The organism is Dyadobacter soli (genome assembly GCF_900101885.1).
GTDB classification, from domain to species: Bacteria; Bacteroidota; Bacteroidia; order Cytophagales; family Spirosomataceae; genus Dyadobacter; species Dyadobacter soli.
Window position 1 is genome coordinate 136,146 of record NZ_FNAN01000007.1, and the last position, 25,398, is coordinate 161,543.

Genomic DNA, 25,398 nt, shown 5'->3' on the forward strand with positions numbered 1-25,398 from the left:
TTCAGTTTGTTGATTATGAAATAATTATAACCGAGCCGGTTTGCGGCTTTGAATGAATCACTTTGAATACATCATTGTCCAGGTACTGCACGTCAGAGAGAACCTTTTTACCGTCGATCAAAATCAGCGGGTCGGGCTTCCGGTTTAGGTTGTGTGTAACAATCCATTCTTCGGCGGGCGAGCTAAACGGAAACTCTATCTGCTCGGAACCTTCACCCTCACAATCGCATGCGCAACAGTCTTTGATTGGCGGCTCAACATCTTCGACAATTTCGAAGTTCGTCTGCCAGCCATAGTTGATGCCATCGACGTTGATATACATGATAACTTTGTACTCGCCTGGAATATCTATGTAGACAGGTTGAACTGAACTTTTTATAATCGGCCTGCCTCCCGAAATCTCCCATTCCGTCCGTATCGTTTCGAAGTTGTCAAACCCGGTAGTCGGCTCAGGGAAGTAGATGTAATTATTGTAATCCTCCCATACGCCAGATACTAGTCTACCCATAAGAACCGAGACATATTCAAAGGACATTCCATCGAAAGATTTCCTTCGAACACTGAATGTCTTACCATTAGGAGGAAGCAAGTACTTCCGTCCCTCCCTGGGCATGTTCGGATCAATTAAAATACCTGTTCCGGTAGTAATATCATCCTCAAAGTAAGCAAAGTCGCTATAATCTTCCGGATCGAGTGCGACGCGAAAGCTAAAATCCGCCTGCGCGATACCAACGATTTTTCCGTCAGCGTCACGGCCAACGAACTTCGCCAGCACGCGGGAAGGTGCCTGGTGAATATCCCCGATTTTCAAAGATGATTTGTTGCCAAATATAAGGGTTTTCCCTGACGTATAAGCAAACTTTGAAGGATATCCCGTAAACTGTTCCAGGTCCACCTCGGCGAACGATCCGCCACGCAGAAAATCCAATTCCCATTCACCCGTAACGCATTCCACATCGGGCCCGAAGCCGTTAAAAACAAGCGTCCAAGGAACGAGGTCGTATTCTGCTCCCTTCAACGGGATACTCTCCGCAATTATCGCGACATTGGTAGTTCCCGGCGCGAATGTACCCAGCGAAAGGAGCGGTTTCGGCTCGGCGTCCTTGCTCTCGATCGTGAATTTATCCGTCCGCTTAAAAACATCCTCGCCCTCCTTTAATAAACGTACCGGAAAGGTATATACGCCAGGCTCCAACTCTGTATCTTCTTCGAGCGCGTAAAACCACCAGCTCAATAGCGGATCAACATCGGTAAGGTGCTGTTCGCCGATTACCTCACCTTCTTTTTCGAGCGAGATATAAACCTCGTCGAAATCGATATCGTGAATTTCGGCTCTGGCATTCACTGCGCCCGGATACACGAATGAGGTCGCGCCGTCTGGCATGATCTCGCCGACCTGATCAGTTCCTTTTGTAAGGTGCTTCCGCATTTCAGCCAGGTACTCATCGTCGTAAAGCGTCAGGTCGAATGCTTGCGCCGTTTCGTTTTCTCCCAGGGAAACAACGACCTCGATCAAATACTGACCGACAATTCCTTCCACACCGCCGGTTTCAATGAACGGACGGTATGTGCCTGCCTCTACGGGGTCAGGCAGTGTCAGCGTATTTTCGAAGTTGATCTCGTCCCCAAGATCACCTCCCCCGGTCACCTTGATTGCAATTTTGTCATGCAGGCCGGATACCGTCAATTGCACGTCCCACAAATCCGGCACTTCAAATGCGCCAGGCAAATCGCCGGTGACTGCGTCGCCATCAGTTGAACCGATCAGCTTTCCAGTGATCTCGGTCGCCTCGATTACCTGCAACAAAATCTCGTCAGTGTATGGCCGGTGCTCGGCAATGCCGTCCCATATCTCCACCGTGATTGTCCGCTTCTCAATGATAGGCGGCGTGCCAGTGATTGAGAAGTCATCGTTCACCACGCTACGGGCCGAAACCCATTCCGGAACGGAGAAAAATCGGTACTGCAAAAGCTTGTGGCCATCGGGCATGTAATCCCGGAAATTAAAGCCGGTAACCGTCTCCTTTTTCAGCACGAAATTGAGCACAGGGAACGCTTCGAACTCAGGCGGCCAGCTTTCAACGTAATCTTCATTCTCCTCGACCAGGACCGGCACGCGGATAGGAATTGTGAAATCGCTCTCCGGATCTGTCGCGGTAAAATCAATGTAAAACCTTCCTGACTTTGGAGCGAGCGCAGTGGCCGTAATTACCAAAGCATCGTCCTCGACTGACGAAAACCACGCCGGTGCATAGTCCAGTTTCAGGACCAGGGTTGTGATATCGAAATAATCTTCTTCTTCCTGGTTCTCATTGTTTGTAATGAACGTTTCGGAAAGGAAGTCTTTCAAATCCACTGAATCTTCGCTTTCAACCGCAGCCACGTAAGTCAGCGGCGCAATGCCTTCGAAAAGGGCATCGAGTCGCGCCGTCGCTTCGATTTGCTCGAATAGCTCCTCTTCGGTCAGCGGCATATCCTCGGCATTCAATCTGCCATTGGTACTATCCTGTTTGCTCGGATAAATTCCATCGCCTTGACCGGGAACGGTGTTCAATTGTCTCGAACCGGGAATGTACGAATCCTGTTTGAGCTCGGAATCGGGAATTTCCTCATAGAGGATTTCCACCGCAGTAACCTGCGCCTCCTTTTGCGAGTCATCGTATTCGAAGCGGACAATACGGAAAGTTTTGTCCTGATCTTCGAAATATAGCCTGTGCAGATAGTGGACATAAACGTCGCCCGGCAGCAGGAATATTTTTCCTTCAAAAACCGTCAGCGGCTTGGTAGTCATGCATAGCCGGTCCTTCATCATCGCCCTGTAAACCGAGAGTGACTCATTCAAGGGTGGGCGACGCCTCCACGACGAAGTACCGTCGTTGCTACCCGGGCGCGTCCACGTTCCTACGTACCACGGAGTGAAGTCGCCACTTATCAGGTTGATAGTATCTGCCTCCTCGTCTGTCACATCCCCTCGCTCCAAAGTCGTTGCGTACCTTGCAGACTCTTCCGAAGCTACAAAGCCTTCCAGCTTGCCATTGAGGTTGTACACTTTGTACCAGTCTCCGGGCTTACCTTCGTCGTCGGCCATTTTGTAAAACCGGACGTACACTTTATCTGCCGGGAAGTCTTGTCCAGGCCGGGTAATAAAGGTCGTATTAAGGGAGACCGCCAGTGAGAAAGTCCCCTTTTTGACGTTATTCCGAATCCCGATAATCTCCCAATAACTACCTACCTGCTCCTGCGTACCGCCAAGATTGGCAACGCGGGCAACCACAAGATCACCGTTTTCAACCAATACCCCATTAACCCCGCCAATTCGTCGATACTCGCCAGCCGGAACGCCAGTAACTGTCCACGTCCAATCGGTATTCTTTGATCCCGGGGACCAGTTCGCAGCCGGATAATTAGGATTCCCTGAAACATCAATTGTTCCTTTGTCAGTCAGCTTTCCCATATCTACGGGCGGTATCCGGATCAAACAAAATGCCTCCGAAGCACTCGCAGTAGATTTATCAGCACCAGCAAGGGCAGGACTTGAAGACGGGTCTACCCAAAAGTTTACAATCTGATTGTTCCTTGTTATGGGAATTCGAATCGAGATCAGGATATCAGAAGAAAACGCTTCCGTTTCGTAGTCAAACGTTATGGTTACGCTCTTGTCGGCCTTTGATATAGAGCCGCCAGGACTTTCGATGTATTGGGAAGGCTCAACGTCATAATAGGTGTTTTTCAGGTTCGCGCCAATCATCCCGGTTAAAATCGGGACCAGAATTTGACCGAACTTCTTCTTCTTTTTTTTCCTGTAAGGCTGTGGCGACTTCCCGTTTATTTTCAATACAGAACGGCTCCCTTCTCCTCCAATGGCAAATTGCTCCCAGCCTGGATTGCCTTTGGTCATGTGGGTGAAATCCCATCCAATCAGCCCGTTTTCGTTCCACAGCAGCATGTTCCCATTCTCGAAGAAGGGCTTTTGCTGGCCGAAATCAATCTCGGTCCGGTACTTATTGATTGGCGGTAAAATCCTGATCTGGCCGCCATCAAGGGATTTTGAGATGGTGCCATTAACCGAGAAGGTGCCAGGCCACGCAATAGGGTGAGGCGACGGGGAAATGTCCAGGTAAGAAGTGTCAAAACCCGTAGCATTATCGATAATGGAACGGATCACCCACATGTTATTCCACTGAGTGATTTCGGCATTGAAATGGTTCAACAGGTTGTTTACTATCACATCACAGTAAAGAGATTCACCATTGTCATCATAGTACCTGAATGTATTCTCCTCAAAGGAGGTAAGCCCTAATCTGCTGTCTCCTGTGAAGCCGTTCTCGTACATGTGAGTGGAAACCCGGATCGGCAATTCTTCTCGACCGATCACACCTAAGCAGTCCTGAATGATCTGCAATCCGGTTTTCTTGAAAGTACTGTTGGGGTTTACGTACTTCTTTTTGGATAGGTGAGCCAAGCCGCAGCTTGCCGTAAGATTAATTACGTAAGGCGGCTTCTGGTAGTCATGCCTTGCATCCCAGGGCTCAATCCATCCACTCCATATAACGCGAGTAAATACAGTGTCGACAATTTCAACGTAGAAGGTCTTCCGGTTCGTTACAAATTCGGTTAGGTCGTACCGCTCCTTTAAGATCAGTCCTATTTGCGCCTGGGATGCAATGATAGGCTGATCAGGGAAGAATCCATCTGACTCTCCCCTTGTAAACCGAACCGCGCCGCGCTCACTGATCCACTCGACGGGATCACCGTCGAATCCGTCTTTGTAAAGCTTAACCTCCCTTGTATCCCCAAAAGAATCCCGATATTGGGTGAAATATTTAAGTCCCATTATCCTCCGAAAATTGCCTTATTCCTTTTTTCCACTCGTTTAAAAGCGACATAGAGATCCTCGCCGCGAAGTCTGACTTCTGGTATTATGACATTGCTGCCTCCGCTGCCGCCACCATGCATTTTGATGCTTTTTTCAATGGATTTATCGACCTTGCTGTAAGGTGCGATCATTTCAGGGTCATGCCGGGCGTTGGGATTGTCGCCTACTATCGCACTCATCTCGCCATAAGCAAAACCACCTTTTGCGAATCGAGTTGACTCGCCCATTTTACTGACCTTATTTTTTAGCACAGTTCCGGCCGCAATCGCAAGTACACCAGCTGCAAGAGCGACGTACCCGTTCATTGATTTTATTGCCACCTTCAATCCCTGTATTACTGTATTGTAGGTAACTAGCGCCTTTCCTATATTAACCAACAAGTTGCCAATTACTGAGTACATCATATCCCCAATCCCCGACAGACCGCTCATGCTGTCTCCTAACTTTTCTCCCAAAGTAGTAAACGCTTCAACCGCTCCGCCCCTGACTGCCGCGGTGATAGCCTGGTTCATCTCAGCGGTGGTTCGAGCAATTCCTCGAACTTTTTCCTTATATTTTTCACCAGATTGCTGGGCCAATTTTGGGAGCTGAGTGAAAAAGCTTTTCGCATCAGCCAAATTGAACGCCGACCCGAATGTATCCTTGAATTGGACCGTAACGTCAAGAATTGTTTTAATGCGATCAGCATATTGAGCGAGTGACTCATTGGCTGTCTTCGCAGAGCCCCTGAAATATTCTTTTGCCGAATCGAGGTCAAAAACCGATCCGAACATTGAATTCAAATCAAAGGCCGCATCGAATTGAAGGTTGCTCTCTCCGAGGTACTTTGCCGCTGATTTTGATATCGCTTCCTGAGTGGCTTTTAGCCTGGAATCCATCAATGCCGCGCCGGATGCCTTTGCCTGAGCTGCCGACTGAGGGCTAGCACCGGCAGAAAGCTTATCAAGCCAATCGTTTCCCGTCGCTTTCTGAGGCAATTGCAACTTAGAGTTGTTGATTAGCTTTTGACTTTCCACGTTCAATGCGGCAGTCACGCCAATCAACTCCTTGTAGGATTTGATTTTTCCCTTTAACGCTTCGCGCTCCTCAGCCCACTTGCCAGCCAGATCGATCTGCCAGATTTTGAAAGCAGACTCGGACATTTTCTCATAGTACTCGGCAGCATCCCCGGCGGCCGGAGCCAGCGCCGCAGACTCCCCGCCGAGCTTACTCATTGCTCCTTTGACTCCGTCGATTGCCTTACCGGCTACCGCAAACGAATCAGGGACATCAAAGCGGAATTTCTGAGTTAGTCCGTCGATGTATTTTACAGCCGAGCTTGCACCCTGGCCAATGGCATTGAAGCCTAATGCTTCGTTGAAGGTGCCGAACAGACCGAGCGCGCCTTTTGCTATGCCGCCAATCGTATCCACGATCGCGTTAGCGGCATTCTTGCCAACGTTTACAAGCGCCTTCCACATGTTGCCCCAGTCGCCCTGAATCAGGTTAAGAACGACTTTGAAAGACTCCATCAGTATGCCGAGGGCTGAGCTTCCAAGGCCGGTGAGCGTTGTCCACCAGGTAGAATCCGTCAGAAACTTTTTAACTGAATCCCAATTGGTAATGATCGCGGCAGCAGCCACGCCAACAACTGCGATGGTAGCCGTGATTGGAGCCGATATCGCGCCGAAGCCGGTTGCAAGTAAAGGAAGTAGCTTTATCAGCCCGCCGACCGTACCCACAAGTGCAGGAATCCCAACGGCGAGTGCTCCGACTGCAAAAATGGACTTCTGAGCTTCCGGAGTAAGTGCCTGAAAGTTCGAAGTGAGGTTGTCAATAATACCGGTAAGCCCGGAGATTTTACCCGTAATATCGAATGCCTTATCGGCGCCTTCGCCCAATGCCGCCGATGCGAACGTAGTGGCATCGCTAAGCTGCTCCAAAGAGTTGGCGGCCCCGCCGCCGGCAAAAGGAATCTTTTCAAGCTCGGTAACAAACTTGTCGATGAACGCAGTAACCCCAATGCTCTTCATTTTCGCATTCAGTTTTTCAACGTCCTGCGTCCCGAAAGCGGCCTCCATTGCGTCATAAGTCTGAGGCATACGGGTAGCCAGCTGCCGAAGATCGACCTGGTTGATGTGGCGGCCACGAACAAACTGATTTAGGTTGATCAATGCCGGTTCCAGGTCGACGGCGGAGCCGCCCGCGTCTGTGATGGCATTGGCGAAGGCTTTGAGCGACCGGGTAGCCAGGTCACTGTTAAGCTTCATAGCCTTCATGCCGATCAGAGCTTTCGCACCATCAAAAATCCCAATGTTTGGCAATTTCGCCAGCTCCCGGACATTCTGCATTGACTCCCCGTAACGTTCGAGCCCTCGTTGAAGCTTCTGAAGCTCGGCGTAATCCTTGAACGCTTTACCGGCAGCAAAAAGAGCAGGCAGCCCGCCAACGATAGCTATTTTCTTGCTAATGTCGGTCAGGTCACTGCTTAGTTTTGACAAACCGCCTCTAAAGGCGGCCTGCTCCTTTGCGGCTCGTTTGTAGCTATCGGTGAGCTTATTGTTGACCTCGAAAACCGTGGAACGAACCGCCGCAGACGCGCGCTTCATACCGTCAAGCAATCCCTGAATTGACGAGCCAACCCGTATGTTTGTTGCTCCTACGCTAGGTTGCATATTTCTTTGGATTGAATAGTCTGTCGTATTGTTCCATCGCCTCGGGCGTAAATCTCTCCTCGATGTATTTTTCCAAATCCAGCGAAGCACCGTCGGTGTTTGGATTTATGAATTGCTCCACTGAAACCGGATTTTCCACGACCTTACCGGCCATTTTATACACCCAATAGGCGATGTATTTCGCCCTGTCAGTCTCGATTTTTTGACGCTGGTTGAATCCCTCCCGCAGCAGGGAAAACTGGTACGGGGTTATAACTTCCAGCTCTGACGGGGCAAGGCCCATCAGTCCAGCACCCCTGTACCAGTCATCAGGATCAAATTTTACTTCGTCCCTTTTTCGCTTAGTGCCTCGACTGCGGCGAGTGCGGGGGTTAACTTTTTTAGCACTGAACCGGAACCGGCCAAATAACCCGGCAACACTTTTGCAACTGCCTCGGTATCTTCGCACTCATCATACAATTCGAGGAGCTCTTCGTAACTATTCCATGCGCGGTCTTCTGGCCTCACTCCACAATGAATAAGGAATGGAATTGCCTCGATTGGGTCTATCGATTCAAGCAAATCGAAGCTTGAAGGGAGTTCGGGACGCTCCTCTTTGATGCGTAGAAACGTTAGGGTGCCGAAAAAGACTGTGAATAATTTGCCTCCCAGCTCAATATTAAATTTTGTGGGTGCCTTGATGACATCCAGTTTCTCCGGCTCTGGTTGAACCTTTGTAGTTAATTTCTTTGACATAACGATTTAGTTTAAGCGAGGTCCATTTCTGAACCTCGCTTCATTGTTGATGAAATGAGTTATTGACTACTCCGAAGGCGTAATGGTGATCTTTTTCATCGCCGAAATGGTGGCACTGTAAGTCTGCAGCCCGTTTGCTGTACCTGCCTCACCATACGCCGAGACAAACCCGGTGAAACTTCGAACGCGGTCACCTGTCATGCCGCGAGCATATTTGAATTCTTTGGGCTCCTTTGAAAGGTGCCAGTCTTCCAGATCGTTTCCGGAAACGTTTGCAGCTTTTTCAGCGGTGGGATATTCTTTCACAATTCCGTTCAGCGTAAATGCAGGGATCGGGTCGTTACCGGAAATCAAAATTTCGTTGCCGCCGTAGCAGTTCGCTTCCAGCTGTTCGAGTTCGCTGGACATATTGATGTCCGTAGCGCATTTGATAACTACAAAATTGTCGTCATCGGCTTTGTCTACCGCCATGGTTGTCTCGTTACCCCGGACGGTGGATACGGTTCTTGCTGTTGGCATGATTTATTATTGTTTGTTGATGATTGCTATTTGGGTTCGGCTATCGCCTCGTATTCGACTACTTTAATGTGCACCTCGGTGTCTTCGTCCGAGTTATCTCCTAGCACCTGGCCGTTCATGATCACTATACCGACATTGCTCACTGTACCGCTGAATTCATCCAGTGTATTTCGTATCGCGTCGACGACATCCTGCGCTTCTTCGTAGGTTTCAGCGTGGATACCTATTTCCAAAATACCGGTGTGCGTACCTTGCGAATCGTAACATCCCTGTTTTTCCATTCGGTCAGAAAGCACATACACTGCCGGTAAGGCAGTACCCTTTTTAATGAAATTCGGCTGGATGCGTCCATCTACCAATTGAGATACTTCTGGTGTGGTGTGAAGCAAGTCCAAAAATGCTTTTGTAATCATCAGTATCTACCTTTTATTAGATTCCTCCTTGCCCATTTTTGGAATGATAGTAGCACTTCCCGATTGAAGTTGTCCCTCACTATACCAATGGTAAATTCGAAGGCGTCATCAAGGAAACTCTTGCCTCTATGAAACCGGCCTCCCCGATCTGTAAAGCCTTCGGTAATGAAATGCGTCCTCCATCCTACCTTCCCTTTCTTCTTCGAAACGCCGACAACTGCGCGGGCCGATTCGTCTGCAACAGGCGGCACCATTTTGATCCTCACGTCGCGGCGGGTCATTCCTCCCCGAGCATAATCCGGCCCCTTGTTCTTACCCCAGCCTTCACGAGAAACCACACGGCCTTTCGGCGCAAGCCTCTGAGCAGAATTGTACATTGGCCGAACCGATTTCCGCAATGCGGAGCTGGCCACTGACTTGGGCATAATGCTTTTGTAAGCTCCCAGGCCATCAGCGAGTTTTAATAGGTCGTTGGCATCAATCTTGATCATTCTACCAGCTCGGTTTTGATAAGGATTCCATCGCCCCGGCCGATTTCTGATGCCGGTGCTACAACTTTGTAGGTCCGGTTATCGGTTAGGTCTTTAAGGATCCAAGTGTTATTGATCGTCTGCTCTTGACTCCGGATGAGCGATGGAATGAAACGCAGGTCCCAATCCACGGACAGAGTCGAAATCACGCGTTGGCTGACTTTTTCGTTATCCTGAGCGGTTGCCTTTTCAAGTTTGTGAGCCGGATATTTGTCGTAGATAACCTGCTCGCCCGTGCCTGTTTCGTAGTATTCATTTTGAACGGTAACCGGCCGGATCAGCTGCACGCGCCTGTCGTACCTGCCCAGGCCCCGACGTCTTTCTCTTCTATCCCGCATAAGCTATCACGTAAGGTTGAAGCAGCCTGTCGGCCATTGTCTTTTTCTCGCGCACATAGTCGCCCGGGTCGTCATACCATTCAGCAATCAGAGCCCGGACTGCTTGTAACAGTCTGTGTGGTATTTTCCCTTCGTCGTAGCCAGCAGTGAAAGTTGTCCGAAAGAAGCTCCCTGTGGCCTTGAATGAAGATTTCCACCTGATTCGCGAGGTAGTTTCACTGGTCGGAATTCGCTTGTATTCTGTATCGGCGATCGATACAAAATCATCGTCAATTTCCTGTTCGATACTAAAAATGCTGGTTACGTTGCACGTATCAGCAAACTTGCAGGGAAGGCAATCGGTGTACCACTCGTAAGTGGAAACGCCCAGAGATAAATTGCATTCCTTCTCCACGTAGCTCACCGCCGCGTTGATCAGATCCTGAATTTTAGAATCGTCCTCGGTGAAATCCGGAATGTCAAGACGAAGCCAGTTCTTCGCCTGTTCAACTGTGACAGGCGAAGACGTGTACTTCGTTTTTAATACCGGATAGGTGTTCATTTGAGAGCTTTCGCGTATTTTTTCTCGATCAATTCATTGGCCTTTTCTTCGGTAAGAATAGGCTGATCTCCTACCTCGTGAGCGACGAGGGGGTGAAATTTGATGATCTCAACCTGCTTGGTTTTGCCTTGGTACTCTGTTGTAGCCTCGGCCGCCTTAGCGTCCGCTGTGGCTTTTGTTTGTTCTGCCATTGTTTTATGGAAGTGGGCCGTTGCCAGCCCGGTTATACAATATTACAGTTGCCGATTAGGCTGTCAGGGCGTCTTTGATACCCGCAAACGACTTGTTGCGAACCGCTTTCATCGCCCAGAATGCGTTGGCAGTAACTTCGATCTGAGCCTTCTTTTTCTGAGTGTACGGGTCGATGATAAACTCGGTACCACCCCACATGCCCACGCGGAAATCGCGGAAGTTTCCGAAGATGATCGCGGAAGCGTTGTTGGCAGTTCCTTTGGTCAAGTTCGAAGGAACGATGTTGGAGACTACTGCATCGTGGCCATTCAGCACGTTATCTGGGCTCCATACCGGTGCGCCGTTGGTGCCTGTGAAAACCTGAGTGGTTTTCAGTTTTGACCTCACCTTTGTGTTCGTCAAATACTTCGGAACACCTTTGTTGTGGTTGAAGCTGTCAATAAGCCCTTCCAGTGCCACAACGTCGTTGTAGGTAGGCACCGCGCCATTTGTTCCGAGTGCCAACAGGTTCCCATTGCCCGAAGTGATGATGGTCAAAAGGGTTGCAATTGCTTCTGCGTTCATTTTCTGCGCAAGTGCCTCAGAAATCGCCGTTAACACGATGTTCTGCATATCAAACGAGGTTTGAAGCAACGTTTGACGTGAAATTGGCACAGTGGTACCGCGACGAGTCGGCTTCATCTCGAATGAGCTGAACAAGATTTCAGAATCATTCATCTGTTCGATCTCGGTCAACTCCTGAATGGTAGGGGCAGTTTCCTGAACAGGGAAAACGATATCGCCTTTCAGTCCGGTCATGAACCACGCGCCGACCTTATCAAGGAACGTATCAGCCTGGATCAAACCAAGAAGACCCTGCAAATCCTTTTCAACGAGGAGCCCGCCTTGATCCCCCGGATTTGTGGTTTGTCCTGTGACAGTTTGGCCGCGTTTCTCGAAAACGGAGTCAAGAACGACGATACTGTTACCAGTAAGTTCGAGTCCAGCGTCGATTGCGCGCTGCTCACCCATTTTTGCTACTTCGGCCTCAACGCCATCCAATGCGCGCTGTTCGAGTTTAGCCAAAAGGGCGCGGTTCAGGTTAAAGCCTGCGAGATTACGTTGATCACCTTTCGATGTGTCACGGTTGCCATCTTCGCCTCCGCCTGGGAAACCCTGTGCACGGCCAGCCTGGAACGATTCGATCGCTCTTGCCTGATCAATTTGCGCATCCAACGCCCGAATTTCTCCCATCAGGTCGTTGAATGTTTTAAACTCCTCAGAGGTGAGGTTCCGGTTTTCGGCATCACCGACCTTGGAAGCTGTATCAGCGGCCTCAGCCTTAACTGCGCGCTCATCCAGCAATTCTTTAAGCGTTTTCTTAGCCATTTTATAGTTTGTTGATGAAATGAAAATTATCGTAAAAGCTGCCGTTGCATTTTTACAAACTGGCTGCGATAAGAGATTTCTTGTAGTTTTTTGAGCTGTATAAACTCGTCAAATGACCTTTTAGCCACTTCTGAGGATGAATTCAGGTACGCGGCCATCGAAACGGGGCCCCACTCGAATACCTCATCGATTTTTGTGACGTATCGAACATAAATGCCACCTTCTTCCTCTACCCACTCTTCACCTTTTCGGGGAACATGGAACATGAAAGAGCTCCCCGTAACGTCCCGGCGCAGAATGGGCGAAATGACGATATCGTTCGTGGTCTGGTTGTTGGGCGGAAGCGTCTCGTAATCCAACCCCTCGGCGGTTATCGTGTAGCTCGTCGTTTGGTTCCGGACGGTGCCGAGAATGTGGCTTGTGTTGTGGTTCCAGCAAGAGATGGCGTTCTCCATACGGGCACCTTCAAGTGCCCGCGAGTCGATTATCTCGTAAAACCATCCGAGTTTTCTGGAACGCTGATTGAAAACAATCGCCCTTCCCGGAATCTTCCACGACCCATCTTCATTCTGCATCGCCCTCACTTCGCTCAGATCCTGAGGAAGAAAGCTCGCGTCCGTCAGCAGCTCCATTTTTCTTCGAGTTTTTAGATTTTTGTAATTTGACCTCGTCGATAAGATCGAGCGGAGTCATAGAACCGTTCATGTACGCCCTCGCACCTGTTCCCTTCGGCAATGGGCCCTTATCGTCGTATGCACGTCCCTCGTCAGGCATGTAAATTCCTCCCGTTACCATCCGGTACAAATGCTCCGACTGCGTTTTGAAGTCTCCACGAAGCAGACCTTTGAAATTGTGGCTGGTATAAAATCCTCCCCGCAATTCATCCGTCCGAAAACACTTATAGTTAATTTCTTCCTCGATCTGCCTTGCAATTGGTATCAGTACCGAGTTGGTGAGAATGATATACATCGCCTCGACGCCTGTACCCCACGAGCTTTGTACCTCGGTATCTCCAATCATTGCAAGACTGAGATTCCAGATTTTCGCAATGTCTTTTGATGACATATTGAAAATTTCCAACAGGCGGGAATCGTTGGGCGACATGCCCATTGAATGATACTTTACGTTGGGCGGGAGTATCGCTAATCCATCTTCCAACAGCGCGTCATTCACTCGATCCTTGATTTCTTTCGCCGCCGTCTCATCCTTTACATTCGCTATTGCGGGGTGCTCCAAAAAGCCGCCCATGAACGTGCGATTCGCAAAAAACTGCTGCGCATGCTGCCTGGTAGTGAGGTCAATCTCGATGGTCCGAGATTGCCAGCTTATAATTGAAGTGCCTTTTGCACCGTCAAAATCCAAATCTTTCAAGAAAACTACGTCATCCTGAGAAAGGCGCTTGTTCAAGTGCGGAATCTCAAAAAAGTAGCTATCGGAAGTCCGATCGTGCAAAATATACACCTCGCTACATGGATACGGTATAATTTCAATGGTCCGGCGGTTATTGTCCCGCTTTATCTCAGAAACTGACCACCCATGAACCAGGCAGTTCAAGAGCATCGATCTACGAGCCACTAGCGGTCCCATATTTTTGTTAAATCGAGTCTCTAAGACATAATTTAACGGATGATCGTATTGTTTTTTTGCTCCGTGTTTACCATTCGAACGGTATACATTATACGGCAGGCTCGAAATTTGATTACTGATGAATTTCACACACCCGTAAAAGGTGGCTATGCCCATCGCGTTAGTCGCGGTAACATGCACTCGCAAGGAATCAAGGCCCAGCTTTTTTAAAAATACGTCAGCATCGTCCATCGTTGACGCCAATTGCGAGCGTTGCTCAGCGATTGACTCAATCGTAATGGCCGGTTCGGGCACAAGTGTGCGCCTGCCGAACAGTTTCGAATACCACTTTGCCAATTGTTTTCAAGTTTCCCCGAATTTACGCATGGCGAAAGTCTCGGTAATCAAAAAAGTAATTGCCAATAACCGGTATTTTTTACTTCGAGGTGTAAAACGCGTATTTGAAGGATAAAAAGGATGAATAATAGCTTTTTATGCCCAAATTTTCGCAGAGCGCGGAGACTTTAAGGTAAGCTGCCTGCATACTCATTCCTTTGCTTTTATATCCGTCATAAAGCCGGAAAAAGCCGTCTTTCGTGATTTGGAGGTCGCCTTGTTGTATTTCTTTTTCAATAGATGCCATAAGTCTTACTATTTGCGTAAGTGTCAGTTGTTAAATGCCAAATTGAATATTCACCGAGAGCCATTATGCTGGCCACGATCCCGTCAATCTTACCGTTGCTCTTATCTTTTACCGGCTTGATGTTTCCAGCTGCGTCAGTCGCCAGTGCAACGTTCCCTAGCATCCATGCCGTAATTGGGTTGCCGTCATGGAAGAGCTTTTCATTGAGTACTGTTTCTTCAAAAAGCTTAGTCGCCGGGCCCATTGAGATAAATCCTTGTCGAAACGCCTGAACCTTGTTGTGGTAGTCATAGTTAATTGACCCATCTTCTTTCTGAACGGCCGCATATGTAGTTCCTAGCTCCGCTTCTAATTTTTGTTTGAGCATCTGCGCAGAAAAAGGGTCGTATCCAAGAAAGCGGAAATCGAAAGTGCTGGCGGCCTCAACGATATCGTTAAAAATATACTCGTAATTGGTAGTCATACCAGGTGTGGCGATTAGGTAACCAGCTTTTACCCAATCGAGATAGTTGATATTTGCTGGCCGGGAAGCGTATTCAGCTGCATGCTCTGAACAGTAATGCTTTACAGCAAGAAAATCGTAATCTGGGAAGTATAATGCGAATGACGCGATATCCCTGGCGTACCCCAAATCAAGGCCGGCATAACAAACTGCTCCTTCCTCCGGAGCAAAATCTGGTTTGGCAAGTTTCTTCCAGGTTTCCGACGGAATCCAAGTAACCGCCGAATCCACCCACATATTTAGGTGTTTCGTCTTGAACTCCACCTCTTCCCGACCGTTCTTTTTTGCCTTTTTGAATTCATCTTCAAGGAATTTTGGTCGAACTGATACCCCATAATTGGGGTTCGCTTTCGCCCACATTTCCGGATCCTCCCAGCTATCGCCCTCGTCGAGGTTGAAGATCATCGCAAAAAGATTATCGCGCTCATAATGGTCCTCCAACACAACAATACATTCAGTTCGGTAACTGTAACAAGGAAGTTGCCTATTCGCGCCGGCCGTGGTGATGGTGAAGAAAATCGGCTGCTCCCTGGCGGCCATCCCAGAACGAAGGGAGGTCTTCACATCGTCGGTCTTGTGAACGTGGTATTCATCGAAAATCACACAGCTGGAGTGCTTTCCCTCGGTATTGTTTGCGTCATGGGAAACAGCCAGCATGGAACCTTCATTGTAATCGCAATAAATGCTATTCGCGAAAATATCCAGCTCGTTACGGATGTATTCCGACTGCCGGGCCATTGACTTGGCCGCCTTGAAACAGATTCCGGCCTGGTCCCTGGTGTAAGCTGCGGCATAGACTTCCGGCGTATTCTCCTCATCAAGCACTAGCATGTAAAGCCCGATACCGGCCGCAAGCTCAGTTTTCCCGTTCTTCTTCGGAACCTCGATATAAATCTCTGTGAACCTGCGATTGCCGGTGACTACATCCTTCCACCCGAACACGTTTGCCACAATGAAGGCCTGCCACGGCTCCAATGAAAAGGGTTTGCCTTTCCACTTCCCCTTGGTAAAGCACAGACATTCAAAAAAATCCAGTGCGACCTGGGCCGCGTTTTCATCAAACACAAGTCCGCGATCCGCTCCGCGTTCCAGGTCATTTTGAAACCGCTTGACGGATAATTTGGCAACAAGCCCGAGCGAAATTTCACCCGACTCTACCCCCCGAACGTAATCAAATGCCTTCGATATCGGGTTAATCTTCTTCTCCATTGAGTCTGTTCCTTAAAGCGCCGATAGGGTTTTTCTTTTCTTTGATCGCCGACTTCACACGTGCCCGACTGACTGGCGTCATGCCGAATTCTGTCAGTAATTTCAGCAGCTTATTTTCACTATCTGAAAGAACGTCGTACAGCGGATTCCGCTTCTTCACACTGGCGCCCGAGTCAGATTTGTGATTGATCACAAACTTGGTTGGCCCTGGGAGTGTTTTGGATAGCTTTTGAACCCTGACAAAAATCTTGCACAACATTCCAAACGCGACCTCATCGGTTTCTTTCAGAATATCATTTCGTTGAAGGTACTCGTGCCATTGGGCCCAAACTTCTTTTTCTTCGTCGGTCAGCCAGTCAACCGGTGACGGCGACAAAGCTTTATTGGGGTCGATTCGATCCTTATGCCGGTCCTTTCGGTATGTTCCTTGCGCCCGGAGCGTGTCGGTTGCTTTCGGTTTTCTTCCTGCCATTAGTAAGTGTTAGTCAGCATGTACAATTTTCTACCGGCCGGCGGCAACCAAAGCAATGCAATTCCTCTCGCCAAGATCGGCTGCATCCCATGTAAGCCGACCACTTACCTCCACATCTCGGGCAGCGTCCGGAATTTCTATCTTTCCTTTTTGCCAGCTCCTTTTCAAGGTCGGCGGTCGATTCACGAGACAAATCCATCTTTCTGTCGGGGAATTTTGCTCCAATTTTGACACGGTATATGTTTGGGGGCAAGGGCGGTTGTCAAAAAGACCTTTTCAGACTTTTGACCCCTCCCCCGTAGTACTCCTACTACAAGCCTCAAAAATCGACCTAAATTCGATCCTTCGGGTTGAAGAACTGCTCTACCTCATCCATGAACTGACGTGGCCTGTTGTCCCTAACCCATGCGTTGATCCACACCCTCTCACTCCATCGAACCTTACCGTTCACCTTGGCCTCGCGCACTATATCGTTACCCTCTCTGCTAACGGTGATCTCCACATGGAGCATCTGCTTACCCTCGGCTGTCGAACAATCGATTGACTCTTTGATTACTTGATCAACGTATTCTTTGGGGTCCTCCACAGCCTGCTCAGCTGTTGCATGGCAATCCAAATCCTTTTCCTGGCCGCACTGACATACCCTCATTGGGTGAAATCTCATGCTTGTCCGCGACCAAAGCCCATCGGCCAACTCCTGCACCAAACTGGCTGGTACTTGCACTCGTTCTTTCAAGCAGAGGTCGGCAGCGGTCATTAGGTTGTGAATGCGCTCTTCTTCTGTTTTGAAATCAGCCTCCTTGTAATGCTTGACCGCATTGTATACGTCTTCCGGTTTTAAGCTCATGATTATGCTTGTTGATGAATGATTGTTAATGTTTACTTTGCATATGTAACCGTAACCTTCGCAATGAAAAAAAGTGAGCTTTGGCTGATCACAGTCTTTTTAATGATATTCAATCTTATTCTTGAAAACTTCGTGCACCTACGGTTTCCGCTTGACAAAGACGATGGCTTTTTTGACATAGTTGCCAACAATTTTATACACTTGCTTTCAGTGATCGCCCTTGGCTTTTTGATGGCGTTAGGTATTGATTATTTCATTGCCTTAATACCTGGTCAGAAGCGAAGTAATGGTCAAAGATTTTGGAATCGGTTACCTGCTATCTTTGCTTTCGTTTCCCTTTACCTGCTCCTCGATTACATCGGTCGAATAATATGGTTAATGACCTGGGGCAGTAATCGCTAGTAATGCAGGGCCTTAGCAGCTGCCAATTGTCAACCTGCTTACCCTTTCATATCCGGGGCGCCCATACTGATCCGTTTTCCTCGCTGCCTCGCCTCCTCAGCGCTCTTAATTACATGACAGCGCTTACAGAGGCTTTGCAGGTTTTCTGGGTCGAACGGCGCGCCACCCACTTCCAGCGGCACAATGTGGTCGACCTGAACAGCCTCTATCAACGACCCATCTTTTTCTTCGCAAATCTGACAGTATGGAAAGTCGAGTAGCTGCTGCGGCCGCACCCTGTCTCGCCACTCTCTGCAATCGCGTATTTTTCGGACCTCTACCGCGGTTCGGGGGATAAGTCCAGATAATTCGATCATAAACTGATAAAACAAGCAACCTCCCGATAGCTCGACAATACTCCTCAGCAAGCTTGCGATGTGTGTCTATGGTCGCTTTTGCAAATGCTTCGGCAGCCTGTACAAATTCGACCATACTTTCCGACGCTCGTTCGGCTGCTCTGCGCAACGATTCCTCATCATTTGTCAGCCTGGCAACGTAATCGCTCATGACTTGAACCTGACTTCATGGATTTGTAAAAGGAGATCAGGAAACGACTGATGATTGGGGCCGTCAATAATGCAAAGATTTCCGGCGACGCACCCTCGATCATCAACAGTCAAGGCTTCGACCTCGATCAGCATCCGCATGCCGGGCTTCAGATTCACAATCCGGGCCACATCTGAATTCCTTGGGGAGCGATCGAATTGAACCGTATCGATGAGTTCCGACTTCGACCTGCGAGCTCTTCGCTGGCTTGGCACCATGTTTAATTTAGTTGTTGATGAAGTGATGGGTGGTACAGGCCAATCAATTATTCTGCAAACAGCGAGACCACTACAAGAAGCTCAAATATAGATATTAGTTATTAAAAATAACATCTAATAAACAATATCTATTTCTATTTCTGCAAATAGTACAACATTTTTGTCACCAGCTACAACCTCGACTTCTCTTACTATCCATGAATCTTGACGAAATACAATCATTGCTGAAAGAAGCAATAACAAACCCATTAAAATTCAACAACGAGGATAACCCTTCGGAGGTCACAGGCCTTTACAGATATCGAATTATCTTGGAAGAACTTCGTCGACTTGGAATCGAGTCAAAAACAATTGGCGACTTTTCACTATTTCTTCATAGTTATCCTAACTCCGACCTATCGGGGGTCGATTCTGAGACTATGAAGTACATTTTAACCAGGTCAATCGAATTGCGAGAATCTCTCGTTGCTGTAAGCAACTTCATATCTAGAACCTTTCCTCCCCTTGACGAAGATAGCTTGCGGATACGGCTGCCTGATGGCAACGGATTTCAAGATCTTGAAAAATACACGGGCGCGTTTAAAATAGCTTTCACTGTTCCACTGCGCCACCCTCAGATCGACGGCACAATTCAGATACTTAGAGGCGAGCCGGGGTCTGTATGGCTAGTGGTAAAAGTTCTTGGAATTGGGAAAATGGCATATAAGCTAATAAACGATATCTGCTGGTCGGGCGCAGTCATCTGGAGAAAGGTTCTGGATAACAAAATGGTAGCTCAAGAGGTCAGGTCCTACGAATTGCAAAATGATTATCAAGAAATGTTACTCAATGCGCAAAAGAAGCTTATCGACAAACTTGTAAATACCGAGGCCTCAGGCATAATTACGAGAAACAGAATAAAAGCTGACCCTGAATATCGATCTCAACTGGCCAAATCCATCATGGCCATGCACGAGTTGTTTATAAAAGGTGCAGAAGTTCAACCTTCTTTGAAGGAAGCGGATAAAGCCCCTGAGAAATTTCCGGACCTCAAACATCTACAATCCGTGGAGTCCCGGATAAAGGCTATTCCCGAGCAAGCAGAAGGCGCCGAAAAGCCCCGATTGACTAAAGTAAAATCTACTGTTGCCCCAAAAATCAAAAAATCCCCTAAACAATGAATGAATTTATTGAACTAGCAATCCAGGTTGTTCGGAAGTATTGGCCGGAACTTGAAGAATTGCCTTCGGACAATAGTAAAATTGCTACGCTGCCAGTCTATGAGGCTATTTTATCGTATGAGTCTCCTACGATAATTGTAATTTTCCACTCCTTCGAAAACAAGGTAAAAGTTGTGTGTCAAGCATTTGAAAATACAAGTGAGCTCAGACAATACGCGGCAACGAAGTATAAAACCCCCACTTTTAGAGAACTGCCGGCGCATGAGTCGCGCGATTTCACTTACGAGGGAGACCCGGCCAGCATCCGTAAAGTAACACCTGTGCCGAAATCGGCCGTCGCGGCGGGGCCACAGGTTGAAGGCTTGCCAAGTGAAGAGGTGCTTTTGCACATCATCAAGGAGTGTTTTGAGCAGCTTGGTGTGAAGTTTTGAAACGGAAAGTAACGAGAAACGGGAGCTTCGAGGCTCCCGTTTCTTTTTTAAATCGGTTCGAATCGAATAGCATCCTTCACTGGATGAAATGCATACTGCTGCATAGAGACAGAGAAAGCGATTTCCAATCCTCGACTTGATATCTTGTATTTGACTCCGAGGTAATGCCGCAGACATGCTCTGTCCGTATCGTTCCAAGCCATGGAATACAGGTCCCGTTTCCATGGAAGTTCACCGATAACATCCTCGCAATGCGTCAGTCGGTTAAAAGCTATTTTGCCGGCCAACTTTGAATCGTTTTGAAGAATCAGCAAATGGTTCGAGATAGACCCTTCCGGTCTCCCTCCAGTTTTACGAATTAATTTTGATTCCCAATCGGGGGTAGATGGTGGGAAATTGATAAGAGGCCTTACCGTAATATTGAAAACTGGCTTTGTTACAGCCTCGATATTGCATTCATGGCTAGGGTATGTTCGAATTTCATCATCATCACTAGCTCCCTCGCAAGGCCGCGTTGTGTACCAAAATCGACCGTTTACAGACGGCCTAATTTCAGTGATCAAGCCGACACGTCTATCGTCTACCCGGATAGTCTGCCCTTCAATGTAAGGTGAGACATTAAGGTTTCCAGGTGACGCAAGATACATACGCTTACCGTTTTTGAAAATTCTATGGGGATCCAACATGATGTCCACCTTTGGAGAGCCATACAGATCGTGTACGGCAAAAATTGTCCCAGGAAGCTGCTTATTGATAACCCAAACTCTTTGACCTAAAAATAGATTCTTGATTTGTTCTTTCTTCATTATTGAGGGGATCTAGAATTAAGTGAAAATGTAAAGTTGCAATCCGGGATCTAATCGCGGTGGATATGTTCCAAATGATGCCGATATTTCTGATAGCCGTAAAAAATCAATTAGTCTAATTCAAAAAGTATTATAGTTGTGCCCTTAATTTACCTAAAATTGATTTCTCAACCTGCTAATAAATAAAGCGGCTACTACCGTTACGCGCTACCTGCCGTTAATTTCCATATTGACATATTTTCTCCATAGGCAACAGTTATTTATACTTGATATAGATAACCTACCCCTATTTAAATATTATGTTATTATATAATTAACGGCAGTATAAGTAGTTAAAATTTACCAATAGACTGATTTTCAACTAATTACGAATTTTTAAAAACTGCCGAAGGCTACCCTAGTCGCCCCGTCTGCCCCTATTTCGCTCACGGCTCCGCGCACTGGATTTTCAGAACCCGTGCGATAATACCCTTTTTGATTACCGTAAACTTTAAATACAGTCTTGGATTTATACGGTTTCCATCCCGTCATCTTTCGCATTATGTTATGTATGAATCGGGTGTTCTGGGAGGACATGTCTTTTATTGACCCCCCAAGGGCTTCCACCCATATTTCAGCGGCGCAAACCCGGTTTCTCTTGGCGAGCCCTGGTTTTGACGCATCCCCATATTCGAAATATATTTTACGCTGGACAGGCTCCATAGAATCCCAATCGTCCGGTAACCTCATTTCTAAAAATCTGTGAATTAGTCCTTGACGCTCATCCGAAACAGTATGGTCAGATTGAGTTTCGCGCGCTAAGGCCTCCAACTCCGGGGTTAGATACAGCAGCTCCGTTTTATGTAGCACAAAAGCTTCTGCCCAAATTTGGTCAACTTCATATGGGTCAAGAAACTCACCCGCAATAGTCTTCTTTGGCGTATTTACGAATACGACAACAGGCCAAAACCTTCTGTTACCCGTTTGGCTCGATAAGAATTCTTCATTATTTGACGACCCTATAAATACGCACTGCCTTTTGAATGAGGACTGGTGTTCCCCTCGCGTCACCCGATATCGATCCACAGTCGTCGTAATAAAGCTTTTTGCTGCCTCAACCTCAGCTCTGTTAAGCCCTGACATCTCTGGAATTTCGATAATCCAAACACCACGCACCTGTTCTTGCGCCCGAACGCCGTTCCCCCCGTGCAGCATAGAAAAGTTAAATGTCTCAGAGAACCACTCCTTCCCTAGTGACTTTGCTAATGTACTTTTCTTGGTTCCTTCCGTGCTTATCAAAGTCAAAATGTAGTCAAATTTAGCCCCTGGCCGGAAAACCCTCGTCACCGCCGCGCATAAAGTCTTACGTATGAATGCGCGTGCAAGTGGCGTATCTTCGGCGCCTAAGTAGTCGGTTAACAACGTGTCTACACGCGCGATGCCATCCCATTGTAGGCCTACTAAATACTCCCTGATTGGATGAAACTGATTCTCTTTTGCTATCAACGGATAGGTATCATCGATTATGGGGCTTCGCTTAATATTGTAAGGGTTTTTCCCCAAATAGTTTCGAAGCCCCTTAACATCATTATCAGCTATTTGACGGATTCCCGGCACTGAGTCCCAAGGGACTGGGCCTTGTATATTAATGTGCTCTGAAAACTCATTGAATTTAAAACGCCCTTTCAATGCTGGATCTGACCTAAGAATGAGCTCGATGTTATGGGGCGAGGTGATAAATCTACCTTTGGTATCGAATTCTGCTTTGGATATCCAGGCCAATTCCTCCCCGCTTTCTAGCTGCCCGAAGTCAACCCCCGCCTCCGCAAACTTTGCCGCGGCATTCAACGCCTTCACCTTGGGATCGTTCCTTATAAGGTCCAGCATTGCAAGGAACGAAGGCTTTTTATTAATCGGGGTATCCTCGGATACATTGGCATCCATCGACTCGTACAGGTGAATTCGAACCAAATCCAACACATTACAAAGCTTGCCATACGCGGGGTCTGTCAGGTGGTTACTGTAAAGGAATAGGCCCTCAGTATATTCAACAGCTCCGGCATGCCCGCTGCCAGCCCTATAGGTCCATCTTCCCTGCATATCTGTTTCTTCATATACATCAGGCAGGTACTCATAAATGACATCCGCCACAGTGGGATAAGCCTGACAAAAGAGCCCAATTAAGCCGGCTTTTTCACGCGGGTCCTGCTGAGTTTGCTTCCTGAATGCAGCGTCCTTGATCTGTTTGGTTTCCCTGCTTGTGACGGGCCATTCGCTCTGGTCTCTCCAATTCCTATACATACCGAGAACCTCATCGACGCATATTCTCGGTCCAGGAATGTATTTAAATATAAATTCCCCGTCCTTGCTGGTTGACGGCAAGTGCATAAACTGGGTCACCCTGAAAGAAGTATGATCGCACTGCTCAATACCAAACATTTCACCGGTTTTACGCGCCGCAGGCTCATATTCGTCAGGCGGGATGTCTCTGTCAGGAATAAGAATAAGCCTAAACCGAGGCTTTTCTGATGAATGCTTTCTCGTCGAGTAAATTATAGCCTCGTATCCGAATAGCATCTCATAATCTTCGATGAATCGAAGGTCAGCGAAGTCTAAATCCGTCGTAATAATCGACCTATGCAAAACATTCGTTTTCTTCCTGACCCCGTTGGGCAAATACCCACCAAAAAAACTGCCGACAGCTTTGAGCCTGTCCTGTTCCTCTTTTGGCATCTTCAAGTATGCAGCATACGTTTCGTTCGTTACGACTGGCGTAGAGCACATTTTTGCCAAAGTCTCGACGCTCACCTGCTTATTCTGCCAAGTTTTTGTATTCAGGTGTTTGCCTATGGCAATATCTAATAAATCCATTTTGTTTGATTGAAAAGTTGAATGAAGAGGTGTCTTTGGGCCAGCTACGAAGGAGCGTCTACTTTCTTGATCGCAGCATACCAAATCCAAGGGTTCGATATTTCCCTCTTTCCGAATCTCTCGTCGTATATCTCGTAGAATACACGCCTGATGCCATCGCCACAATTAAAAGCCTCCACACTGCCTTCATCCGTGGCCATCCCGCGACTGTACGAGTCCGCTATACGGACTCCCGACTCGTACATTTCTTCATGCGTCAGATCCATTAGCCGGCATACTTTAATCTCTAATACTTCGAGCCAAAGTCGACTAACATAAATCGGCATCATGACAGGCAAAAGCCAGCGACTGACCGGCAAATCAGGCTCCGTCGCCTTAAAGTGAAGTTTCTCACGGACGTACCTACCCCCGATTTGCTTGTAACCTGAGAATGTTTCCCGGCACCACAGGATCGTCCCGGCTTGATCGAAGGGCGTACTTTCACAAACGTTGTTATCCCAGTTGTCGGCATCGACAAGCAGATAAATATCCTTCCGCTTTCCGTTTTGAAGCACCTGATTGATTCTGCCATGCGGCTGCTGGCTCAACGGCCGAACCAAGGCCCGCTGAACTCCCTCTAAGAGCAGCGGAATTTCCTGAGGTAAAGGATAGAACGGCTTCATGGCGTTACCGTTGTTTTCAGTTTCAAATTCGTGACTTTGCACCCGCAGTAAACCGAATAGTTGCCCAGGGCTATATTACTCCAAAAATCAAACCCTTCTGGCGTCCAGTCCCAAACGAATGCGGACCCGAGATGAGATATTGGCCCTTTCGGATTACCCATTGGGTAATCTATTTGGCGACACTGCGCCATCTCCCGCAAACCGGGAGGCAACTTAGATAATAGCATAATTGGAGAAGAATTAGATGACTTTAATTACTTGTAGAGCAATCCTGGAAAAACTGCTTCGGCGCGAAGGCAAGGGAGTTAGTAGATACCGGTCCAAGTTGAATCGTGGCATTCCTCGGGCCAAATCTGATTCCAGGCTTTCGCTTTGCGTTGACTGAACAACTTCTTGTATCCAGGAAAATATCCGATAAAGGGGTACAATTTGTGAACCCATCCACAAGAATATTGGATATGGTGAACGTAGTGGATGCCAGTTATCAACTGCAACCACCTGAATGATTTTGCTTTCATTGTCGATAAGATAAACAGGATTTTAAAAGTCAATAAATTGGAAGGGGCATCTCTTCGACGGGCATCCAATGGGAATAAGTTCGGAGGTAATAGTTATTCTCAGACTCGAATATTGTGATTTTCCCGACATAGAACCTTCCCGACTGCAACACGTGTACGAACTGATCCTTAGCAGGCAGATGCTCGTCAAATCGGCGCCATCCATGGTTACTTTCTAAACCTTTTAGTTCAACCGGCCTCCAATATACGTCTCGGCCATTGGTTCTGGTCTCAATCTCATCTTCGGAGAAACCGAAAGCATCCCACCTGTTGGACGAAGCCCTCCCAAATTGCACTATCAATGCCCATCCGTCCGAAGTCA

General features: G+C 47.8%; 25 protein-coding genes. 4 read left to right on the forward strand and 21 right to left on the reverse strand.

The annotated features are described in order from the left end of the window. Window positions 1–13: 13 nt before the first annotated feature. The 17 genes from BLQ88_RS12715 to BLQ88_RS12795 all read right to left on the reverse strand — a co-directional run bounded on the left by BLQ88_RS12715 (window position 14) and on the right by BLQ88_RS12795 (window position 17,405). On the reverse strand, window positions 14–4,834 hold the full coding sequence (locus BLQ88_RS12715) for a hypothetical protein (RefSeq protein WP_090150116.1): 4,821 nt from the start codon (window positions 4,832–4,834) through the stop codon (window positions 14–16). Further along, on the reverse strand, window positions 4,834–7,530 hold the full coding sequence (locus BLQ88_RS12720) for a phage tail tape measure protein (protein WP_090150119.1): 2,697 nt from the start codon (window positions 7,528–7,530) through the stop codon (window positions 4,834–4,836). Before BLQ88_RS12720 ends, BLQ88_RS12715 begins: the two co-directional genes overlap by 1 nt. Beyond that, window positions 7,520–7,813: a hypothetical protein gene (locus BLQ88_RS12725; RefSeq protein WP_090150121.1), complete on the reverse strand. Its 294-nt coding sequence runs from the start codon at window positions 7,811–7,813 to the stop codon at window positions 7,520–7,522. The genes BLQ88_RS12720 and BLQ88_RS12725 overlap by 11 nt, the downstream gene beginning before the upstream one ends. A gap of 38 nt (window positions 7,814–7,851) precedes the next feature. Beyond that, a complete protein-coding gene (locus BLQ88_RS12730) occupies window positions 7,852–8,265 on the reverse strand; it encodes a hypothetical protein (RefSeq protein WP_090150124.1) in 414 nt (137 codons plus the stop codon). 66 nt (window positions 8,266–8,331) lie between these two features. Continuing rightward, window positions 8,332–8,784, reverse strand: coding sequence for a hypothetical protein (locus BLQ88_RS12735; RefSeq protein ID WP_143016837.1), 453 nt, complete (start codon window positions 8,782–8,784; stop codon window positions 8,332–8,334). 26 nt (window positions 8,785–8,810) lie between these two features. Beyond that, on the reverse strand, window positions 8,811–9,197 hold the full coding sequence (gene gp17 / locus BLQ88_RS12740; RefSeq protein ID WP_090150130.1) for a tail completion protein gp17: 387 nt from the start codon (window positions 9,195–9,197) through the stop codon (window positions 8,811–8,813). Next, a complete protein-coding gene (locus tag BLQ88_RS12745) occupies window positions 9,197–9,688 on the reverse strand; it encodes a hypothetical protein (RefSeq protein ID WP_090150133.1) in 492 nt (163 codons plus the stop codon). Before BLQ88_RS12745 ends, gp17 begins: the two co-directional genes overlap by 1 nt. Next, entirely contained in the window at window positions 9,685–10,065 is a 381-nt protein-coding gene (locus tag BLQ88_RS12750) for a phage head completion protein (protein WP_090150136.1), read from the reverse strand. Before BLQ88_RS12750 ends, BLQ88_RS12745 begins: the two co-directional genes overlap by 4 nt. Further along, a complete protein-coding gene (locus tag BLQ88_RS12755) occupies window positions 10,055–10,606 on the reverse strand; it encodes a head-tail connector protein (RefSeq protein WP_090150140.1) in 552 nt (183 codons plus the stop codon). The genes BLQ88_RS12750 and BLQ88_RS12755 overlap by 11 nt, the downstream gene beginning before the upstream one ends. Next, entirely contained in the window at window positions 10,603–10,797 is a 195-nt protein-coding gene (locus BLQ88_RS12760; protein ID WP_090150144.1) for a hypothetical protein, read from the reverse strand. Before BLQ88_RS12760 ends, BLQ88_RS12755 begins: the two co-directional genes overlap by 4 nt. A 55-nt stretch (window positions 10,798–10,852) precedes the next feature. Then, the gene (locus BLQ88_RS12765; RefSeq protein WP_090150147.1) at window positions 10,853–12,166 is read right to left on the reverse strand and encodes a phage major capsid protein; all 1,314 of its coding nucleotides are present in this window, start codon (window positions 12,164–12,166) and stop codon (window positions 10,853–10,855) included. A 26-nt stretch (window positions 12,167–12,192) separates the two neighbouring features. Beyond that, a complete protein-coding gene (locus BLQ88_RS12770; RefSeq protein ID WP_090150150.1) occupies window positions 12,193–12,798 on the reverse strand; it encodes an HK97 family phage prohead protease in 606 nt (201 codons plus the stop codon). Beyond that, on the reverse strand, window positions 12,731–14,089 hold the full coding sequence (locus tag BLQ88_RS12775) for a phage portal protein (protein ID WP_090150153.1): 1,359 nt from the start codon (window positions 14,087–14,089) through the stop codon (window positions 12,731–12,733). The genes BLQ88_RS12770 and BLQ88_RS12775 overlap by 68 nt, the downstream gene beginning before the upstream one ends. Window positions 14,090–14,168: 79 nt before the next feature. Further along, window positions 14,169–14,375 carry a hypothetical protein gene (locus BLQ88_RS12780; protein WP_090150156.1) on the reverse strand — a complete coding sequence of 69 codons (207 nt, stop codon included), beginning with the start codon at window positions 14,373–14,375 and terminating at the stop codon, window positions 14,169–14,171. Beyond that, on the reverse strand, window positions 14,362–16,086 hold the full coding sequence (locus BLQ88_RS12785) for a terminase large subunit (RefSeq protein WP_090150158.1): 1,725 nt from the start codon (window positions 16,084–16,086) through the stop codon (window positions 14,362–14,364). The genes BLQ88_RS12780 and BLQ88_RS12785 overlap by 14 nt, the downstream gene beginning before the upstream one ends. Next, window positions 16,070–16,558: a phage terminase small subunit P27 family gene (locus BLQ88_RS12790; RefSeq protein WP_090150160.1), complete on the reverse strand. Its 489-nt coding sequence runs from the start codon at window positions 16,556–16,558 to the stop codon at window positions 16,070–16,072. The genes BLQ88_RS12785 and BLQ88_RS12790 overlap by 17 nt, the downstream gene beginning before the upstream one ends. A 331-nt stretch (window positions 16,559–16,889) precedes the next feature. Beyond that, entirely contained in the window at window positions 16,890–17,405 is a 516-nt protein-coding gene (locus BLQ88_RS12795) for a hypothetical protein (protein ID WP_090150163.1), read from the reverse strand. Window positions 17,406–17,468: 63 nt separating this feature from the next. On the opposite strand from BLQ88_RS12795, the gene BLQ88_RS12800 reads away from it, so the two are divergent. Beyond that, complete coding sequence (locus BLQ88_RS12800) at window positions 17,469–17,807, forward strand: hypothetical protein (RefSeq protein ID WP_143016838.1); 339 nt, start codon at window positions 17,469–17,471, stop codon at window positions 17,805–17,807. Window positions 17,808–17,845: 38 nt separating this feature from the next. On the opposite strand, the gene BLQ88_RS37535 is transcribed toward BLQ88_RS12800, so the two are convergent. Next, on the reverse strand, window positions 17,846–17,989 hold the full coding sequence (locus BLQ88_RS37535; protein WP_374754761.1) for an HNH endonuclease: 144 nt from the start codon (window positions 17,987–17,989) through the stop codon (window positions 17,846–17,848). Between BLQ88_RS37535 and BLQ88_RS37175 the strand changes: the two genes are divergently transcribed. The 3 genes from BLQ88_RS37175 to BLQ88_RS12815 all read left to right on the forward strand — a co-directional run bounded on the left by BLQ88_RS37175 (window position 17,921) and on the right by BLQ88_RS12815 (window position 20,201). Next, window positions 17,921–18,067, forward strand: a complete 147-nt coding sequence (locus BLQ88_RS37175) for a hypothetical protein (protein WP_229212683.1) — start codon at window positions 17,921–17,923, stop codon at window positions 18,065–18,067. The two genes, BLQ88_RS37535 and BLQ88_RS37175, sit on opposite strands and share 69 nt — an antisense overlap. A gap of 740 nt (window positions 18,068–18,807) precedes the next feature. Then, window positions 18,808–19,770, forward strand: coding sequence for a hypothetical protein (locus BLQ88_RS12810; protein WP_090150172.1), 963 nt, complete (start codon window positions 18,808–18,810; stop codon window positions 19,768–19,770). Beyond that, window positions 19,767–20,201, forward strand: coding sequence for a hypothetical protein (locus tag BLQ88_RS12815; RefSeq protein WP_090150175.1), 435 nt, complete (start codon window positions 19,767–19,769; stop codon window positions 20,199–20,201). Before BLQ88_RS12810 ends, BLQ88_RS12815 begins: the two co-directional genes overlap by 4 nt. 47 nt (window positions 20,202–20,248) lie before the next feature. On the opposite strand, the gene BLQ88_RS12820 is transcribed toward BLQ88_RS12815, so the two are convergent. From BLQ88_RS12820 to BLQ88_RS12830, 3 genes are all read right to left on the reverse strand, one after another. Next, window positions 20,249–21,007: a hypothetical protein gene (locus tag BLQ88_RS12820; RefSeq protein WP_090150178.1), complete on the reverse strand. Its 759-nt coding sequence runs from the start codon at window positions 21,005–21,007 to the stop codon at window positions 20,249–20,251. 375 nt (window positions 21,008–21,382) lie between these two features. Next, window positions 21,383–23,857 carry a virulence-associated E family protein gene (locus tag BLQ88_RS12825; RefSeq protein ID WP_090150181.1) on the reverse strand — a complete coding sequence of 825 codons (2,475 nt, stop codon included), beginning with the start codon at window positions 23,855–23,857 and terminating at the stop codon, window positions 21,383–21,385. A 44-nt stretch (window positions 23,858–23,901) separates the two neighbouring features. Further along, complete coding sequence (locus tag BLQ88_RS12830) at window positions 23,902–24,519, reverse strand: hypothetical protein (protein WP_090150184.1); 618 nt, start codon at window positions 24,517–24,519, stop codon at window positions 23,902–23,904. Window positions 24,520–25,398 lie beyond the last annotated feature (879 nt).